Origin of the sequence: Pseudodesulfovibrio aespoeensis Aspo-2 (genome assembly GCF_000176915.2) — a bacterium.
GTDB classification, from domain to species: domain Bacteria; phylum Desulfobacterota; class Desulfovibrionia; order Desulfovibrionales; family Desulfovibrionaceae; genus Pseudodesulfovibrio; species Pseudodesulfovibrio aespoeensis.
Window position 1 is genome coordinate 3,287,277 of sequence record NC_014844.1, and the last position, 17,477, is coordinate 3,304,753.

Annotated in this window: 13 protein-coding genes; 9 read left to right on the forward strand and 4 right to left on the reverse strand. The window is 64.2% G+C overall.

The genetic code is table 11. From position 1 onward, the window contains the following. The first annotated feature begins 18 nt into the window (after positions 1–18). From DAES_RS15250 to DAES_RS15270, 5 genes are all read left to right on the forward strand, one after another. Positions 19–1,428: a glycosyltransferase family 9 protein gene (locus DAES_RS15250; protein WP_013515935.1), complete on the forward strand. Its 1,410-nt coding sequence runs from the start codon at positions 19–21 to the stop codon at positions 1,426–1,428. Between the two features lie 203 nt (positions 1,429–1,631). Continuing rightward, the gene (locus DAES_RS15255) at positions 1,632–3,392 is read left to right on the forward strand and encodes a flagellar hook-length control protein FliK (protein ID WP_013515936.1); all 1,761 of its coding nucleotides are present in this window, start codon (positions 1,632–1,634) and stop codon (positions 3,390–3,392) included. 12 nt (positions 3,393–3,404) lie between these two features. Further along, the gene (locus tag DAES_RS15260) at positions 3,405–4,148 is read left to right on the forward strand and encodes a flagellar hook assembly protein FlgD (protein WP_013515937.1); all 744 of its coding nucleotides are present in this window, start codon (positions 3,405–3,407) and stop codon (positions 4,146–4,148) included. A 58-nt stretch (positions 4,149–4,206) separates the two neighbouring features. Further along, a complete protein-coding gene (locus DAES_RS15265; RefSeq protein WP_013515938.1) occupies positions 4,207–5,871 on the forward strand; it encodes a flagellar hook protein FlgE in 1,665 nt (554 codons plus the stop codon). 606 nt (positions 5,872–6,477) lie between these two features. Then, positions 6,478–7,404 (forward strand): flagellin N-terminal helical domain-containing protein, encoded by a 927-nt coding sequence (locus tag DAES_RS15270; RefSeq protein ID WP_013515939.1) that lies wholly within the window; start codon positions 6,478–6,480, stop codon positions 7,402–7,404. Positions 7,405–7,510: 106 nt separating this feature from the next. Here DAES_RS15270 and rnc read toward each other — a convergent pair whose 3' ends face one another. Further along, a complete protein-coding gene (gene rnc / locus DAES_RS15275; protein ID WP_013515940.1) occupies positions 7,511–8,203 on the reverse strand; it encodes a ribonuclease III in 693 nt (230 codons plus the stop codon). A 16-nt stretch (positions 8,204–8,219) separates the two neighbouring features. On the opposite strand from rnc, the gene DAES_RS15280 reads away from it, so the two are divergent. The 3 genes from DAES_RS15280 (at position 8,220) to DAES_RS15290 (ending at position 11,904) form a co-directional block, all read left to right on the forward strand. Beyond that, complete coding sequence (locus DAES_RS15280; RefSeq protein ID WP_013515941.1) at positions 8,220–10,322, forward strand: acetate--CoA ligase family protein; 2,103 nt, start codon at positions 8,220–8,222, stop codon at positions 10,320–10,322. A gap of 77 nt (positions 10,323–10,399) precedes the next feature. Beyond that, a complete protein-coding gene (locus tag DAES_RS15285) occupies positions 10,400–11,464 on the forward strand; it encodes a phosphotransacetylase family protein (protein WP_013515942.1) in 1,065 nt (354 codons plus the stop codon). Between the two features lie 137 nt (positions 11,465–11,601). Then, a complete protein-coding gene (locus DAES_RS15290) occupies positions 11,602–11,904 on the forward strand; it encodes a DUF4911 domain-containing protein (protein ID WP_013515943.1) in 303 nt (100 codons plus the stop codon). Between the two features lie 61 nt (positions 11,905–11,965). On the opposite strand, the gene DAES_RS15295 is transcribed toward DAES_RS15290, so the two are convergent. Then, positions 11,966–13,339, reverse strand: coding sequence for a M48 family metalloprotease (locus DAES_RS15295; protein WP_013515944.1), 1,374 nt, complete (start codon positions 13,337–13,339; stop codon positions 11,966–11,968). 172 nt (positions 13,340–13,511) lie between these two features. Between DAES_RS15295 and DAES_RS15300 the strand changes: the two genes are divergently transcribed. After that, entirely contained in the window at positions 13,512–14,234 is a 723-nt protein-coding gene (locus tag DAES_RS15300) for a glutamine amidotransferase (protein ID WP_013515945.1), read from the forward strand. A gap of 119 nt (positions 14,235–14,353) precedes the next feature. Here the strand turns inward: DAES_RS15300 and sppA are convergent, their stop codons facing one another. Next, entirely contained in the window at positions 14,354–15,256 is a 903-nt protein-coding gene (gene sppA / locus DAES_RS15305; protein WP_013515946.1) for a signal peptide peptidase SppA, read from the reverse strand. A gap of 9 nt (positions 15,257–15,265) precedes the next feature. Beyond that, the gene (locus DAES_RS15310; RefSeq protein ID WP_013515947.1) at positions 15,266–17,137 is read right to left on the reverse strand and encodes a 30S ribosomal protein S1; all 1,872 of its coding nucleotides are present in this window, start codon (positions 17,135–17,137) and stop codon (positions 15,266–15,268) included. Positions 17,138–17,477 lie beyond the last annotated feature (340 nt).

The window sequence follows — 17,477 nt, forward strand, 5'->3', positions numbered from 1 at the left end:
GACCCGCCGCGAGACCCTATGAGCGCCAAACGCCCCATACTCATACTCCAGATGCAGCGCATGGGAGACCTGATCCTCTCCTTTCCGCTCATGCTCTGGCTCGCCCGGCAGTTTCCGGGCCACCCACTCTTCGTGGCCGCGGAGGCGATGTTCTACAAGCCGCTGATGCGCTTCTCGCCCAAGGCCACCTATTTTCCCTGGGACAGCGCCCACCAGCTCAGGCAGCACGCCTTTGAGCTGGTCATCAACCTGAGCATCCGGGAGCAGGCCGCCCTCCTGGCCGACGAACTGCGCAGCGAGGCCAGACTCGGACCGACCCAGGCCAGGGACGGCAGCCGGTTCGTCCACGGCCCCTGGCAGCTCTACCGGACCTCCCTGGTGCGCAACAACCGCTACAACCGCTTTCACTGGGCCGACCTCAACGCCCTGGACATCGTCCCGGAGCAGGCCATGACCGCCACCCGGTTCGATCCGCCGCGCACCCTGCCGCCCGATTCCGCCTCGGTGGGCCTGTTCCTGGGCGCGAGCGAGCCGGGCAAGCGGCCCACGGCCCGCTTCTGGGCCGCACTGATCCATGAGCTGCTGGGGCGCGGCCTGCGGCCCGTGCTCTTCGGCGGCCCGGCAGAGGTCGGGCTGGGCCGCGAGGTGACAACCCTGGCCAAGGCCCCGGTCCTCAACCTGTGCGGCACCCTGGCCCTGGAGGAATTCGGCGTGGTAGGCCAGACCCTGGCCCTGTTCATCACCCCGGACACCGGGCCCATGCATCTGGCCGCCTGGACCGGTCTCAAGTGCCTCAACCTGTCCATGGGCCACGTCAACCCGTGGGAGACAGGCCCCTATCCGCCCGGCCATTTCGTGCTCCGGGCCGACATGGCCTGCGCCAGCGGCTGCTGGCAATGCACAGGCGACAGGCTCCTGTGCCACGACCCCTTTGAGCCCGGTCGCGTGGCGGTGCTGGCCGCGCGCATGGTGGCCGGTGACCCGGCAGCCAAGCTCGCGGGCATGAATCTGCCCGGCCTGACCCTCTTTGAGACGGCCAGGGAACAAGGGCTGTGCCGCCTGCGCAGGCTCGACAGCGCGCCGCCCGACGAGGAGCGGCTCGTCTCGCGCTTCTGGCAGACGTTCTTCGGGGCTCGCCTTGGCGGGCGGGACGAGGCGCGCGCAGCCACAGCCTGGAAGGACGTGACCGCGTCCGCGCCCAAGGCGGCCACCGCCCTGCTCGGCCACATCCCTGAGATGAGCCGCCAGTTCACGCACGGAGTGCGCACCGGCTCGCTGTTGCACGAATCCTTCTGGGCCGACAGCCCGCCCGTGGTCAGACCCCTGACCGGCTATATCCAGATGGCCCTGGCCAACGGCTGCCACTCCCGGCGTGCCTGGGCACAGGCTCTGGAGCTGGTGGAGACGCTCATCGCCAACTGCCGCTGACCCCGGCCCGACCACTCCCGCGCACTTTTCCAGGCCCGGTCATGATCCGGGCCGGCCCGCACCCGGCAAGGAACGTCCCCTGCCCGGACCACCGCCTCGCAACAGGCGGTTTCTGCCTACTCCTCATTTCGACAATACGCCTGAATTACTGAATTTCCCCTTTGGCACGGCTTTTGATTGTATGGATGCCGAAGGAGCAAACCATGCAAAATATTCCCGGCATCGCTTTGGAACCCATCACGGACAAGATCAAGAACCCGAACGTATCGGGATTTGGCAGGAATGAGCAGCAGGGGCTGTTCGCCGAGGTCTTTGCCCAGCATTCCACGGCTATCGAGAATGAACTCGCCATGGCCCCTGTCACCACCACCGACAAGATGCTCGAATCCGCGCCCCTGCCCCAGGAGGAATCCAAATCCGTGGTCACGGCCAGCACCAAGGTCAAGGCCAGGGAAGAGCGCGTGGTCAAGGAGGACCAGGACGCAAAGACTCGCAACAGCGAAGAACGCATGACCCGCGAGGACATGGAAAAGGTCAAGGAAGACCTCGAAGCCTATGGGATGAGCGCCGAGGAAATCGCCGAGATAGAGAAGAAGGTCAACAGCGAAAAAGGCATGACCTGGAAGGAATTCGCCTCCACCCTGGCCGACAAGATGGAATCCATGCGCAAGGCGAGCATCAGCGACGACCAGCGGGAAAAGCTTGCCACCTTCTTTGCCAAGTTCGGCTTCACCACCGAGGAGTCCGACACCCTCATCGCCCGGCTTGAGAATGGCGAGCAGGACAAGGTCGTGAGCGCCATGCAGACCAAGCTGGCCGAGCTGCCCAAGGCCCAGCAACTGCTCCTGACCAAGGACGAGGTCGAGGCTTTCTCATCCGCCATGCGCTTCTCCACCGAGTTCACCGCCAAGATCAAGGAGATGGTCGGCACCAACTCCACGGCCAAGGAGGTCAAGGAAGCCTTCACCCTGATCCGTCAGGAGCTGGCCGGGATGGACGCCAAGGACCGCCAGTTGGTCAAGGCCGTGGGCAGGGAATTCGCGCAGTCCATGGGCGAAACCTTGAAGGCGAGCAGCGCGGCCAGGGACATCGAGGCTGCCGTGGACCTCAAGCCCCGCGTGGCCGAGGACAGCCCCAGGACCGAGGGCAAGTCCGGCACCCAGACCGATGCGAAGACCGAAACCAGGGGCGATGCCGAAGCGCGGACGCAGGTGCGTGAAGATTTCAAGGGCGCGGTCGAGACCCGCAAGGAGTCCATGCCCGCCGAGACAGCCAAAAAGAGCGCGAGCCCGATCCTGCCCGAGAAGTCCGGCTCCGACACCACCGATGGCCGCAACGACAACGCCAAGGCCGAGGACCCGTGGGGCAACCTCTTGGCCAAGCTCAAGGACGACTCGTCCCGGCCCAACTCCACCCGGACCGCGACCGACACCACTGAACAGTTGTTCAAGACCGACACCTCGGACCTGGTCTCCAAGAACCAGAACAGGGTCTGGGACAAGGTCGATGCGCCCAAGGTCATGCGTCAGGTGGAAACCGCCATTTTCAAGAACCTGTCAAACGGCACCAAGCAGCTCACCCTGCAACTGACGCCCGAGAACCTGGGCAAGCTGAACATCGTGCTCCAGGTCCAGGGCAAGGAAGTCAACGCCGTGATCAGGGCCGACAGCGCGGACGCGGCCAGAGTCATCAACGAGAACATCGAGGCGATCCGCTCCTCCCTGGAAAGCCAGGGACTCAAGGTCGAGAAGCTCGAGGTGCAGACCGGCCTGACCGGCAACCAGGACAGCAACGACTGGGCTGGCAGCGAACAGCACAACCTGGCGCGCGATCGCGAGGTCATGACCGCCATGCGCAAGCACATGCGCGCCATGCGCGGCGACGCCACCGGGCTGGGCCCGGTCTCTGCTGACACGCCCCCCCGCAGCGCCCGCACCGAACAGGGCATCCACGTCATCGCCTAAGCGAGGTTTATCATGGGATACACAGACACCACCGGCGTCTATATCGGCGCACAGGAAGACCGGCTTGCCGCCTCCAACACGCCGACCAGCAAGGCGAGCCTTGGGCAGGCGGATTTCCTGACTCTGCTGGTAGCCCAGCTGACGCACCAGGACCCGCTCAACCCGATGCAGGACACGGACATGACCTCGCAGTTGGCCCAGTTCTCCAGCCTTGAGCAGCTGACCAAGATCAACGACGGCGTCCAGTCGTTGAACACGGTCATGGGCAAGAGCGACCTGCTCTCCGCAGCCAGCTACATCGGCAAGGACATCAAGGCCGAAGGGTACAAGATCAGCGTCGCCGAAGGCAACGCCTCGACCATCTACTACGGGTTCGGCGAGTCGGTCACTGAGATCTTCATGAACATCTACGACTCCGAGGGTGCCATTGTCCGCACCGTGGAGCTCGGCAGCAAGGAAGCCGGCACCTACCAGTACAAGTGGGATGGCAGGGACGAGAGCGGCAACCTGGTGGACGACGGCACCTACGGCGTCGGCATTCTCGGCAAGGACGCAGGCGGCAAGGCCGTCATGGTTCAGACAGAAATTTCCGGAACGGTCGATGCCGTGGTCAATGAGAGCGGGACCCAGTACCTGCGGCTCAAGGATGGCCGTTTCGTGAGCTTCCTCAACGTCAAGGAAATCGTCGATCCGGGCAGCACGAGCGTCACGGACGATTCGGACACCACCGACGAAGCGGAAGAGACAGGCGCATAGGCAAATCACGCCCGGGCGAGACCGCCCGGACATCTTGGAGAAGAGACAGGAGGTAGTTATGGGTTTAGGGTCATCACTTTACGCGGGCATCACCGGCCTGACCGTGCACTCCGAGCGCATGACGGTCATCGGCAACAACCTGGCCAACGTCAACACTGTGGGCTTCAAGGGCACCTGGATGCAGTTCGAGGATCTCCTGAGCCAGGACTTCGCCACGGTCAACGGCGTGGGCCAGATAGGCCGGGGCGTGCGCGTTTCCACCATCTATTCGGATTTCGGCCAGGGCTCCTTCGAGTCCTCCACCGAGGCCACGGACGTGGCCATCTCCGGGGACGGCATGTTTGTTCTCTCCCCCAAGGGACTGGATTCCAAGTTCTACTCCCGCGCGGGCAACTTCCGCTTCGACAACGACGGCTACCTTGTGGATCCGCACGGCTACGTGGTCCAGGGTTGGGCCGTGGAACAGGCCACCACCTCGGTGTCCTCCACCTCCGCGACAACCACCAGCACGGTCAACTCCACCCGCATCGTCGGCACCCCCACCGACATCCGGCTCGACAACTTCCAGTCGTCGCCGAAAGCCACCAGCTCCATGTCCGTGGTCACCAACCTCGACCCCACGGCCACGGACAAGTCCACCAGCGCTACCCATCCCTATTTCGCCATGTTCGAGAACTGGGACGGCACCGAGGACACCCCCCTGGACGCCACCCGCTACTCCTACTCGACCACCATGAAGGTGTTCGACGACATCGGCACAGCCCACAACGTGACCGTGTACTTCGACCCGGTTACCTTGAGCAACGCAGGCGGCGACACGGTGTGGGAGTACATGGTCACGGTCAACCCCTCCGAGGACCGGCGCATGCTCAGCGGCGCAGACGGCAATATCACCTCCATCGGCAAGGGGCTGACCGAAGCGTCGGGCGTGCTCATGGTCGGCACCCTGACCTTCACCACCGGCCAGCTCACGGCAATGAGCGCCTTCACCCTCAAGTCCAACGGCGGCATGACCGGCGGTCCCGATGACCTGCGCAACTGGACTCCGGCGGACTTCTCCACCGGCGGCTATCCGGTCTTCACCGCCAACTTCCTGGGCAAGTCCAACGCCAGCACGGCCGAGGCGGCCAACGCCACGCCCATCCAGATGGACTTTGGCATCTCCAACAACGACCTCTCTGGCAACGGCTGGACCGTGAGCCTTGGCACCATGCCCTCCAACGCGGCAGCTGCCCAACTGGCCATTACCAACAGCACCGGGTATCTGCCCAGCTTCAGGGATCCGGCTGTGAGCGCCCTGGCCACCCAGAGCTACAACACCGGCGGCTCGTCCACCCTGTTCCAGGGGCAGGACGGTTACTCCGCAGGCATCCTGCAGAACATCTCGGTCTCGCGCGAGGGCGTGCTCACCGGCCACTACTCCAACGGAGAAGTGATCGAGCTCTATGCACTGACCCTAGCCACCTTCACCAACAAGCACGGGCTGCGGCGCGAAGGCGGCAACCTCTTCTCCGAGACGCGCGAGTCCGGCCCGGCCCTGACCGGCCAGGCAGGCTCCAGCGGCAAGGGCACGGTGGACGGCAACGCCTTGGAGCTGTCCAACGTGGACATGGCCACCGAATTCGTGCGCATGATCACCACTCAGCGCGGGTTCCAGGCCAACACCAAGGTCATCACGACCACGGACTCCATGCTCGGCGAAGTCATCGCCATGAAGAGGTAGCGCGGCGCACCAAGGCCACAGCCCTTAACAATTGCAAAAAAGCGTCCGGCTCATGCTGCGCGGACGCCCTTCTCCAAGACAGCTCCGCGTCTGACCCGCGCGGGGCGCGCACAACAGGCCGGCCCGGCAGGACATCCCTGCCGGGCCGCTTCGCGTTCACTGGTCAGACCCTGCCTGCGTCCAGTCCAACCAGGGAAACCGTCCGCCATCGCCTGCGTCCGCGCCTTTGATCACGCCCCCAGCCCTCTGCCCGGCCACAGCACCCCGTGCGGGTCCAAGGCCCATGCCAGCCCCTGCCGCCCCCTGGTTTGGCACCCGACTTGGCAGAGGGTCCGGCCCCTGGTCCAATCTAAAGCTCCAGGCCGAGTCTCAAAAGCGGTCCGAGACCCGGCCCGCACCGACCCCGGCAGGGCATTTTTTGCTGCCCACCACCGGCGATCCTTTGACAAACCGCCCTGTTGGACAGATTCCGACTTAGGCAAAAAAGGACTGTCTAGACTTTTTATAAACTGACAATGCCTTAATATACCTTAATAAAGCACAGTTGGCACGCATACTGCTAAAGACAGCGCAAATGGATTTGAAGTTTGAACAAGGAGGGTTCTGATGTCTTTAGTTATCAACCACAACCTGATGGCGATGAACGCCCAGAGGAACCTGAGCGAGCACTACAGCCGCCTTGGCACCTCGACCCGGCGTTTGTCTTCCGGTCTGCGCGTTGGCACGGCTGCCGACGATGCCGCCGGACTGGCTATTCGCGAACTCATGCGCTCGGAAATAAGCTCTCTGCACCAGGGCATCCGCAACGCAGCCGACGCGATTTCACTCATCCAGACGGCGGACGGCGCGCTGCAGGTCATCGATGAAAAGCTCATCCGCATGAAAGAGCTGGCCATGCAGGCGTCCACCGGCACGTACAACTCCGACCAGCGCCTGATCATCGACTCCGAGTATCAGGCCATGTCCTCGGAAATCAACCGTATCGCCAACGCCACGGACTTCAACGGAATTTACCTGCTCAACGGTAACCTGTCCGGCAATCCGGGCACGGACCACAACGGCAGGGGCATTTCGCCCACCGGTCCCTTGAAGATCCACTTCGGCACAGGCAACGACAGCTCGGAAGACTACTACTACGTAGCCATCCAGGGCTCCACGGCCTCTGCCTTCGGCCTGGGCCACGCCGCCACAGCCAAGGCTGGGGCCACTGCCGAGGAAATCAACGCGGGCAAGGCCATCTCCACCCAGGCGCTGGCCCAGGCAGCCATGGCCGCCATCAACAACGCGATCATTTCCAAGGACAAGATCCGCGCCAACCTCGGTGCCATGCAGAACCGGCTGGAGAACACCATCACCAACCTGGAAATCCAGGCCGAGAACCTGCAGGCTGCCGAATCCCGCATCTCCGACGTCGATGTGGCGCAGGAAATGACGGAATTCGTGCGCAACCAGATCATGACCCAGTCCGCTGTCGCCATGCTGGCGCAGGCCAACTCCCTGCCGAGGATGGCCATGCAGCTCATCGGCGGCTAGCCGCACCGGGCAGACTTTCGCGGCTGAAGACGATCGGAACCGGACCGGCGGCCACTGGCCGCCGGGCTCCGGTTCCCGGTCGTTTGCCCGCGCCCATAAGGCCGGGCTATTCGTCGTCGGGAACGTTGAGGGCGCGCAGGCCCAGCCTTGCGGCCTCCTGCTCGGCCCGCTTGACGCTGCTGCTCACGCCGCGAAAGCAGGCCCCGGTGGGCAGGGTGGCGTCCACCATGAACACCTTCTCGTGCTCCGGGCCGCTGGTTCCGGCCAGCACGTACACGGGCCGGTCGCGAAACCGCTCCTGGGCCACCTCCTGGAGGCGGCTCTTGTAGTCCTTGGTTTCAGGCAGCATCTCGGCCTCGGGCCATTTGTCCCCGAATATGTGCAGGATGCTCTTCCTGGCCGCCGCAAATCCCCCATCCAGAAACACCGCGCCCATGAGCGCCTCGAAGGCGTCGGCCAGCAGGGCGTCGCGGTCGCGCCCGCCCTGGAGTTCCTCGCCCTTGCCAAGCAGAATGTGCCGGTGCAGGTCCAGGCTACGGGCTATGGCGGCCAGGCTCTTCTCCTTGACCAGTTGCGACCGGATCCTGGTCAGCTGCCCCTCCGGAGCATGCGGAAAGCGGCGGTAGCCCTCCTCGGATATGCACAGCTCAAGCACCGCGTCGCCGAGGAACTCGAGCCGCTCGTTGTCGCCGTCCCCCTCCTGCTCGTTGGCGTGGGAACTGTGGGTCAGTGCTGCCTCCATAAGCTTGACTTGCCCAAACCTATGGTGAATACGTTGTTGCAGGTCGCCGGTATCCATTCAACCCCCGTGGTATATGCAATCAGACACTCGCCTTCGCACCCTGTTCAATCCCGATTCCGTCGCCGTCATCGGCGCATCGAGAAATCCGGGCAAGCTCGGCCATGTGGTGCTCGCCAATCTGGTGGGCGCAGGGTACAGGGGGAAATTGTTTCCCGTCAATCCCGCAGGCGGCGAAATCCTCGGTCTGAAGACGTATTCCGCCATCAACAGGCTGCCGCATTCGCCCGATCTGGCCGTGGTGGTCCTGCCGCGCCAGGATGTGCTGCGCACCCTGGACGAGCTGGCCGAGGCGCGCGTCGGAGCCGTGTGCGTCATCACCGCCGGGTTCCGCGAGACAGGCCGCGACGGGTTCGAGCTTGAGATGCGCATGGCCGATCTGGCCCGGCGCAAAAACATCACCCTGCTCGGCCCCAACTCGCTGGGACTTATCAACACCGAGTGCGGTCTCAACGCCACCATTGCCCAGGCCATGCCCGCCAGGGGGTCCATCGGGTTCTTCTCCCAGTCCGGCGCCCTGTGCTCGGCCATCCTCGACTGGGCCGACGGCGAGGGGGTCGGCTTCTCCAAGTTCGTCAGCCTGGGCAACAAGGCCGCCCTGTCCGAGGCGGACGTGCTCGAAGCCCTGGGCGACGACCCGGACACACGGGTCATCATCGGCTACCTCGAAAGCGTGGACGACGGCGAAAAATTCCTGCGCAAGGCGCGCGCCGTGACCGGGACCAAGCCGGTCATCATGATCAAGGCGGGCACCACCCCGTCGGGCGCGCGGGCCACGTCGAGCCACACCGGCTCCATGGCCGGGTCGCTGGTGGCCTCCACCGCCGCCTTCCGCCAGGCGGGCATCATCGAGATGCACGACCTGGAGGCGCTCTTTGACCTGGCCCGCGCCTTTTCCGAGCAGCCGCTGCCCAAGGGGCCGAACCTGACCGTGATCACCAACTCCGGCGGCCCCGGCATCCTGGCCGCGGACGCCTGCGAGGGAGCCGGGCTCAACCTCGCGCGCCCATCGCAGAAGACGCTGCAAATCCTGACCGAGGCCCTGCCACCCTTTGCCGCCATCTACAACCCCATTGACATCATTGGCGACGCCAGGGCGGACCGCTACCGGGCCACCCTCGAAGCCGTGGCCCAGGACGAGATCACCCACGCCATCCTGGTGCTGCTCACGCCCACGGCATCCGCCGAGATCGAAGCCACGGCCCAGGCGATCATCGACACGGCCAAGGCCTGCGACAAGCCCGTGTTCGCCTGTTTCATGGGCCACGAGCGCATCAAACCGGGCCGCGACATGCTGCTGGCCGCGGGCATTCCCTGCTACGCCTACCCAGAGCCCGCCATCCGCGCCATTTCCTCCATGCTCGCCCACTACCGCTGGCTCAACCGGCCCTATCCGGTGGAGGTCTGCTTTCGCCGGGACAAGGGCAAGGCCGAGCATGTCATCGCCAAGGCGCGCCGGATCGGCCTGCAAGAGCTGCCCTTTGCCGACGCCATGAGCGTGGCCGCCGCCTACGAGCTGCCCGTACCCGAGACCCGGCTGGTGCGCACCAGCGACCAGGCCGTGCGCGCGGCCAAGAAGCTCGGCTACCCCGTGGCGCTCAAGATCGTCTCGCCCCATATCCAGAGCCGGGCCGACGTGGGCGGCGTGGCCATTGATCTGCACACCCCGCGCGACGTTCGCGACGCCTGGCTCGACATCACCAGCCGCACCCAGCGCAAACGGCCCGATGCCTACATCGCGGGCTGTCTGGTCCAGACCATGGGGCCGATCAAGGCGCGCGAGGTCGAGGTGCGCTTCACCCAGGACCCGCAGTTCGGACCGCTGCTCTCGTTCTGTCTGGCCGGGCCGCTCTCCGAGATGCTCGGCGATGTCAGCTACCGGCTGGCCCCGCTGACACTCCAGGACGCCCAGGACATCATCCGCGAGATCCGCTCGTTCCCCCTGCTGCGCGGGGCGCGCGGCGAGGAGCCGGTCAACCTGACGGCCATCGAGGACATCCTCCTGTCCATGTCACAGCTGGCGACCGACTTTCCGGGGATTCAGGAGGCCGTGCTCAGCCCGGTCCTGGTCAATGCCGAGGGTGCGTTCGTCTCGGACCTGCGCTTGACCATCGGCTGATTATTCCGCAATGTAATTTTGATGGGCCGCAAGCCGCGCGCCGCGCGCCCGTTTCACAACCAGGGAGGAAATTCGGCATGGCTGGTCTCTACATTGGTTCGACTACCGGGTATTCAGGCAAGAACATGATCGTCATGGGCCTGGGCCTCAAGCTCCAGAAGGATGGCTTCAACGTCGGCTACATGAAGCCTGTCGGTGCCATGCCCATAGAGGTCAACGGCAAGCTCGGCGACGAGGACGCGGTCTTTGTCCAGGACGTGCTGGGCATCGGCGAGGACCCGGAACTGGTCTCGCCCGTGGTCGTGACCCAGGATTTCAAGGTCAAGGCCTTCTCCGGCAACATGGAAGGGCTGCTCGACAGGATCGTGGAGAGCTACAAGACCCTGGCCGAGTCCAAGGACGTCACCCTGGTGGCCGGCTCCGGCTCCATGTACTCCGGCAAATATTGCAACACCGACGCCATCTCGGTCATCAAGCAGCTCGGCATCAAGGCGATCATCATCGACCGCTTCCAGAAAGAGCTGAAATACGACTACCTGATGGTCATGAAGGAGCAGTTGGGCGACCAGCTTCTGGGCGTCATCCTCAACGACATCCCGCCCCATTTCATGGACGAGGTGGACCAGCTGCTCGGCCCGGCCCTGGAGAGCAAGGGCGTGAAGATCCTGGGCGTCATCCCGCATGACCCGCTCATGGGCGCCATCAAGGTGGGCGATCTGGCCGACCGGCTGGGCGGCAAGATCATCTCGGCCCACAACAAGTCCGAGCGCGTGGTCGAGACCTTCCTCATCGGCACCATGCAGGTGGAAAACTTCATGACCCACTTCCGCAAGAAGAAGAACTCGGCCATCATCGTGGGAGGCGACCGCTCGGATGTCCAGCTGGTGGCGCTCGAGGGCGACTGCCCCTGCCTGGTGCTGACCGGCAACCTCTACCCCAACGACATCATCCTGACCCGCTCCGAGGTGCTGGAGACCCCCATCATCATGGTCCGCGAGGACACCTTCACCGTGGCCAAGAAGATGGACGACATCCTCTCCCGCCACAAGCTGCGCGACGCCATCAAGATCAAGCAGGGCGCGGAACTGGTGGCCGACCACATCGACTTCCAGCACATCAAGAAGGAACTGGGGCTCAAGTAGTCCAAGCCATCGAATCAATGCCAAAGGCCCCGGTTCCGGGGCCTTTTTTCATGCCTACCTCTGAGTCTTGCGGTGTGCGCCCCCGCCTGGTTGCCAACCGGGCCGAGACGGGCTAGGACAAGGGCCGGGAGCAACGCATGAAGAACTCGTCCAGAACAAAGCCGCGCAAGCGGGCCTGTCCGCCGCCGCCCCTGCACTCGGCGCGGACCTATGTGCGGGTGGAGCCATCCAAGATCGGGCTGTTCCGCTTCCTGCTCGAAGCGCACGACAACCTGGGCGTGTTCACGGTGACCAACCGGTTCACCGGCATCCTGCAACTGCGCTACAGCCCGCACCTGCGCCGCGAGATGCGCGCCTTTCTCGACGCCGCAGCCACCGAGATGACGGTGGAGATCGTCATGGACCCTGGCGGCGCGGTCTCCCGGCCCCGCCGAGCCTGACGCGAATCCTGACGCCGGGCCTGACGCCGGGCCTGACGCCAACTCCGGCCCGAATCCCGGACTAGACCAGCCCCTTCAGGGGATTGGCCACGGGCTCGGCCCGGCCCTGGATATAGCCCCATTCCACCAGCCGGTAATAGGCGTGCTTGGCCTGCTCGCCCTGGTTGACCTGCTGGAGAAAACGCACATACTCCTCGGCGGCCTCGCGGGTGCTGCCCATGCCCTCCTTGCAGTAGCCCTTGTAGAAGGCGCTGTAGGGGTTGCCGGGCAGCGCCTTCTCATAGGCCGCGAAATTGGCAAAGGCCTCGTCATACTTCTTGGTGGCCACCAGCAGCAGCCCGTTGAGCTGCATGGCCTGGGGTTCGCCCGGATACGCTTCGTGGGCACGCTGGGCATAGGGCAGGGCCGTGGCGTACTGCTCCTGCGCCGCCTTGCACTTGGTCATCAGCAGCAGCCCGCAGTAGTCGCGAGGCGACTGCTTGATGGCGGTGGCGATATGTCCGTCGGCCTTGGCGTATTCCTTTTCGCGGATGAGCTTCTCCGCGGTCTGCAACTCCTTGATGGCAGGCTCCGTGGCGCGAAGCGACGCGGTGTTGTCCATGTACCGCTCGCGATAGAGCGAATACTCGCGGGCCGAGAGGTATTTCGAATTGGCGGCCTGCCGGGCCGTGGCCAGCCGCTCGCTGCTCATGGGGTGGGTGGAGAACATCACCTCCAGCGCGCTCGGCTCCTTGTCGTGCTGGGTGTTGAGCATCTCCATGAGTCCGGCCATGCCGTCGGGGTTGTATTCGGCTTTGGTCATGTATTCCATGCCCAGGCTGTCCGCCTGACGCTCGTCGTCGCGGCTGTAGGAGGCCAGAAGCGCACCCACGCCGATGCCGCCAAGCCCGCCCGCCAGCGCGCCCCAGTCGCCGCCGTACCTGGCTCCCACCACTGCGCCGCCGACACCGGCCAATGCGCCCACCACCATGGAGGTGCTCATGCGCGAGGCCGTGTGCCGGGCGTTGACGTGGCCGATCTCGTGGCCGAGCAGGGCGGCCAGTTCAGCCTCGTTGTCAATGCCCAGCATGATGCCGCGCGTGCAGGCGATGGTCCCGCCGGGAAAGGCGTAGGCGTTGACATAGTTGGCGTTGACCACCCGGAAGCTGTAGGGCATGTCGGGCCGGTGGCTCGTGGCCGCCAGCCGTTGGCCCACGCCCGAGACATAGCTGTTGAGCGCGCCGTCCTGCACCGGACCGTAGTCGGCAGAGAGCTGGTGCGGCGCGGCCTGCTTGTCCAGGTTGACCTCATCGGTCTCGCTGACGAGCATCAGCTGGCTCTTGCCGGTGACCGGGTTCTTGGCGCAGCCCCCAAGAGCCACGGCCATGGCGGTCATGGCTCCTGCCCTGAGAAATCGGCGGCGGCTCCAGGCTCCGGCACATGCGGACTTGTTCATGATCACTCCGTTGAGACTATGCAGTTTCTCTACATATATGCAGACTCTGTATTGATACCGCAAACCCTGCATAAACTTCAAGGGGTGTTACCCATCTGGAACTTGACTTGACCCCGCTCCACGGGCCACCATCGCTCCGGCGTTCAACCAACAACCGCAGGATCTTGCCACCATGCCGTCCTCCCGTCCCATCCTTGTGCTCAAGACCGGCTCCACCTTTGACCATCTGATCCCGGCCAGGGGCGATTTCGAGCATTGGACCGCGCGAGGCATGGGCCTTGCCCCTGACCAGTGGATCTGCGCGGACGTGCGCCGGGGCGACCCGCTGCCCGATCCCGCCATCCTGACCGGATGCGTCATCACCGGCTCCCACGACATGGTCACGGACGACGCGGACTGGATGCTGACCACGGGCCGCTGGCTGGCCGGGGCCGTGGACGCGGGGCTGCCCATGCTCGGCATCTGCTTTGGCCACCAGCTCATGGCCCATGCCCTGGGCGGGCGGGCCGACTACCACCCGGACGGCCCGGAGATCGGCACCGTGCCCGTCACCTTGACCCACGAGGCGGCGCGCGATCCGCTCTTCTCGTCGCTTCCGCCCGTGTTCGCGGCCCACGTCACCCATTCGCAGACCGCCAGCGTCCTGCCCCCGGCCTGCGTGGTCCTGGCGGCCAGCGACCACGACCGGCATCAGGCATTTCGCCTGGGCCGTCACGCCTGGGGCGTTCAGTTCCACCCGGAGTTCGACGCCGAGGCCACTCGCCACTATGTGACGGCCCAGGCCGCTAAGATCGCCGCCCACGGCAACGACCCGGACGCCCTGCGCGACTCGGTCCGCGAGACCCCGGAGTCCGCCGACCTGCTGCGCCGGTTCGCAGCGTATTGCCTCGCCTGACAGGACCAGCGGCCTGTTGAAAACAGCGATCTGCGTCGCTGCACTGCAAAGCGCAACAAAGGGACGAGCCGGAAAAAAGATAGGGAAACCGGAACGAAAGGCGGAGGGGAAGGCGGGGATTACCGGTAGGAGAAAGTCCAGCCCTGGCCGGTGGAGGAGGAAAGGTCTATCTTCAGGGAGCCGACGAACTTCTCGAGCAGGGACTGCTCCTTGACCGGTCCCTTGACCAGCACGGCGCGGCCCTCGATGGAGCACATGGCCTTGAGCTTGTCAAACGCCTGGGATTCGCTGCCGAGCATGTCCACCAGCCCGAGCTCCAGGGCCTGCCGCCCGGTGACACCCCGCCCGTCGGCCACGGCGGCCACGCGGGCAAAGGGCATCTTGCGGGCGCGGGCCACATCGCCCACGAACTGGTCATGCAGGTCGCGCATCAGGTCCAGGAGCTGCTCGCGCTGCTCGGGAGTCAGCTCGCGCATGGGGGTGCCTGCGGCCTTATACTTGCCCGTGGTCAGCACCTCAGGCTTGATGCCGAGCTTTTCCAGGGCCTCGGTCACGGTGACAAACTCGGCCATGACCCCGATGGAGGCGGTGATGGAGCCGGGGTTGGCCACGATGACGTGGGCCGGGGCAGAGGCGTAGTAGCCCCCGCTGGCAGCCACGGTGCCGTAGGAGGCGACCACAGGCTTGACTTCGGCCAGGGCGGACACCGCCTGATATATCTCCTGGGAGGGCGCAATGGCCCCGCCCGGCGAGTTGACGCGCAGGAGCACGCCCTTGATGGACGTGTCGTCCTTGAGGGTGCGTATCCACTCGACCACCTCGGCGGAGTCGAGGATCACCCCTTCCACCGAGACCATGCCGAGCCTGTCGCCGCCCATGCCCACCGAGTGTGGGGTCCAGCCCATGGAACGGAAAAAGGCCGTGGCCCCCATAACGAGGACCACGGCCACTAGTATCATCATCACCCCAAACACAAAGGGGTGGCGCTGGGAGAAACGAGAACGGGTTCCTTCCAGGCGCATGGTTTTGCCCTACTTGCCTTCTTCGTCGTCGGCAGCTTCAACAGCGGCTTCGACAGGCGCTTCAACAGGCTCTTCAGCAGGCGCTTCAACAGAAGCCTCGGCAGCTGCCTCGGCCCTGGCCTCTTCCTCGGCGGCCTCTTCAAGGGCTTCACCCGCGGCCTCTTCCAGCTTCTCGCGGAGCAGGTCGCCCAGGGTAGACCCGGCATCGACACCGCCGCCAAAGCTCTTGGGCTTGCGGGCACCGCCTGCGGCAACGGTGGGAGCCTCTTCCTTGGTCTGCTTGATGGACAGGCCCAGGCGGCGCTCGTCAGCCGAGACGTGGATGACCTTGGCCTCGATGGTGTCGCCTTCCTTGTAGATCTCGGAGGGGGACTTGATCTTCTTGCGGCTGATCTCGGAGACGTGCACCAAACCTTCGATGCCTTCCTCGACCTCGACGAAGAGACCGAAGTCGGTGATGTTGGTCACCGTGCCGGTGATCATCTGGCCCACGGGGTACTTGCCCGGAACCTGGGTCCACGGGTCTTCGGTCAGCTGCTTCACGCCCAAGGTGAACTTCTCGTTCTCCTTGTCCACGGTCAGGACCTTGGCCTGGACCGCGTCGCCGGACTTGTAGACCTCGGAAGGATGGCGGATCTTCTTGGTCCAGGAGATGTCGGACACATGGATGAGACCGTCGATGCCCTCCTCGATGCCGATGAACACGCCAAACTCGGTGATGTTCTTGATGGCGCCCTCAAGGACGGTGCCCTCGGGGTACTTCTCGGCCACCACATCCCAGGGATTGGGGCTGATCTGCTTCATGCCGAGGCTGATGCGCTTCTTGTCCTGATCCACGCCGAGGACGACCACCTCGACCTCGTCGCCGACCTTGACCATCTGAGAAGGGTGGCGCAGCTTGCGGGTCCAGGACATCTCGGAGATGTGGACCAGACCTTCCACGCCGTTTTCCAGCTCCACGAACGCGCCATAGTCGGCCAGATTGGTGATGACGCCGGTGAAGCGGGCCCCTTCGGGGTACTTCTCGGCGATATTCTCCCACGGATCGGACACCAGCTGCTTGAGACCCAGGGAGACCTTCTGCGCGTCGCGGTCGAAGCTGAGGATCTTCAGCTCCAGCTCGTCGCCCAGCTGGACCATTTCCTTGGGATGCTTGATGCGCTTCCAGGACATGTCGGTGATGTGCAGCAGGCCGTCGAGACCGCCCAGGTCGATGAACACGCCGTATTCGGTGATGTTCTTGACCTTGCCGGTGACAGACTGGCCGTCTTCGAGGGTGTCGAGCAGCTTGTCGCGCTGTTCGCTGCGCATCTCTTCGAGAAGCACGCGGCGGGAGACGATGACGTTGCTGCGGCGACGGTTGATCTTGAGGATCTTGAAGTCGAACTTCTTGTTGACCAGGGCGTCCATGTCAGGGACCGGACGCAGATCGACATGGGAACCGGGCAGGAAGGCCTCCACGCCGCCGAGATCGACGGTGTAGCCGCCCTTGATGCGACGGAGGATGCGACCGATGACTTCGCCGTCCTTCTCCATCAGCTCTTCCAGTTTATCAAAAAGCTGCATCCGCTTGGCCTTGTCGCGGGACAAGTAGATGGTGCCCTCGGCTTCGTTCTTGCGGGCCACGAACACGTCGACCCTTTCGCCGATCTGGACGTTCACTGTGCCGTCTGAGTCGGTGAATTCGCTGGCGGGAATCTGTCCTTCGGACTTGAAATTCACGTCGACGAGCACGTAGTCCTTGTCAATCTTGACGATTTCACCGGATACGATGGTGCCTTCGTCAAGGTCCCCGAAATCGGAGTTCAAATATTCGTCGAGCGCGTCGGCGAAATTCATCTCCATCTCAGGCGATTCAATAGCTTCGTTCGTTTTTTCCATGAGTTACCTCCACAACGGACCTCGGACAATGTATTTTAGCGTATATTGTCAAGAGGAGGGTACCGGCGCACCCGAAGGTGGATCGTTCCGAGGCAGTCGAGCCTTTGGATGCGCGGTCGGCAAAGTGCCGCTTCCGCCCTCTTTACGCTCCTTGTGCCAGGATGAGCTGCCATTTCGGCTGATTACGGGCGCACCGCCCCATCCTGAATAAAGAAGAATCCTGCTTGTATCGGAAATCCGACACCGTGTAAACTCATTTCTCCCGGCGGATATGGCCGAGACAAAGACGGCGGGCCGGTCCGCGGGGGCGGAAAAAACAACCGGACCGGAGGGATGGCTC

Bases quoted from the DNA above. Each gene is read 5' to 3' on its own strand.
- DAES_RS15250 (WP_013515935.1), top strand. From the start codon at position 19: ATGAGCGCCAAACGCCCCATACTCATACTCCAGATGCAGCGCATGGGA.
- DAES_RS15255 (WP_013515936.1), top strand. From the start codon at position 1,632: ATGCAAAATATTCCCGGCATCGCTTTGGAACCCATCACGGACAAGATC.
- DAES_RS15260 (WP_013515937.1), top strand. From the start codon at position 3,405: ATGGGATACACAGACACCACCGGCGTCTATATCGGCGCACAGGAAGAC.
- DAES_RS15265 (WP_013515938.1), top strand. From the start codon at position 4,207: ATGGGTTTAGGGTCATCACTTTACGCGGGCATCACCGGCCTGACCGTG.
- DAES_RS15270 (WP_013515939.1), top strand. From the start codon at position 6,478: ATGTCTTTAGTTATCAACCACAACCTGATGGCGATGAACGCCCAGAGG.
- rnc (WP_013515940.1), bottom strand. From the start codon at position 8,203: ATGGATACCGGCGACCTGCAACAACGTATTCACCATAGGTTTGGGCAA.
- DAES_RS15280 (WP_013515941.1), top strand. From the start codon at position 8,220: ATGCAATCAGACACTCGCCTTCGCACCCTGTTCAATCCCGATTCCGTC.
- DAES_RS15285 (WP_013515942.1), top strand. From the start codon at position 10,400: ATGGCTGGTCTCTACATTGGTTCGACTACCGGGTATTCAGGCAAGAAC.
- DAES_RS15290 (WP_013515943.1), top strand. From the start codon at position 11,602: ATGAAGAACTCGTCCAGAACAAAGCCGCGCAAGCGGGCCTGTCCGCCG.
- DAES_RS15295 (WP_013515944.1), bottom strand. From the start codon at position 13,339: ATGAACAAGTCCGCATGTGCCGGAGCCTGGAGCCGCCGCCGATTTCTC.
- DAES_RS15300 (WP_013515945.1), top strand. From the start codon at position 13,512: ATGCCGTCCTCCCGTCCCATCCTTGTGCTCAAGACCGGCTCCACCTTT.
- sppA (WP_013515946.1), bottom strand. From the start codon at position 15,256: ATGCGCCTGGAAGGAACCCGTTCTCGTTTCTCCCAGCGCCACCCCTTT.
- DAES_RS15310 (WP_013515947.1), bottom strand. From the start codon at position 17,137: ATGGAAAAAACGAACGAAGCTATTGAATCGCCTGAGATGGAGATGAAT.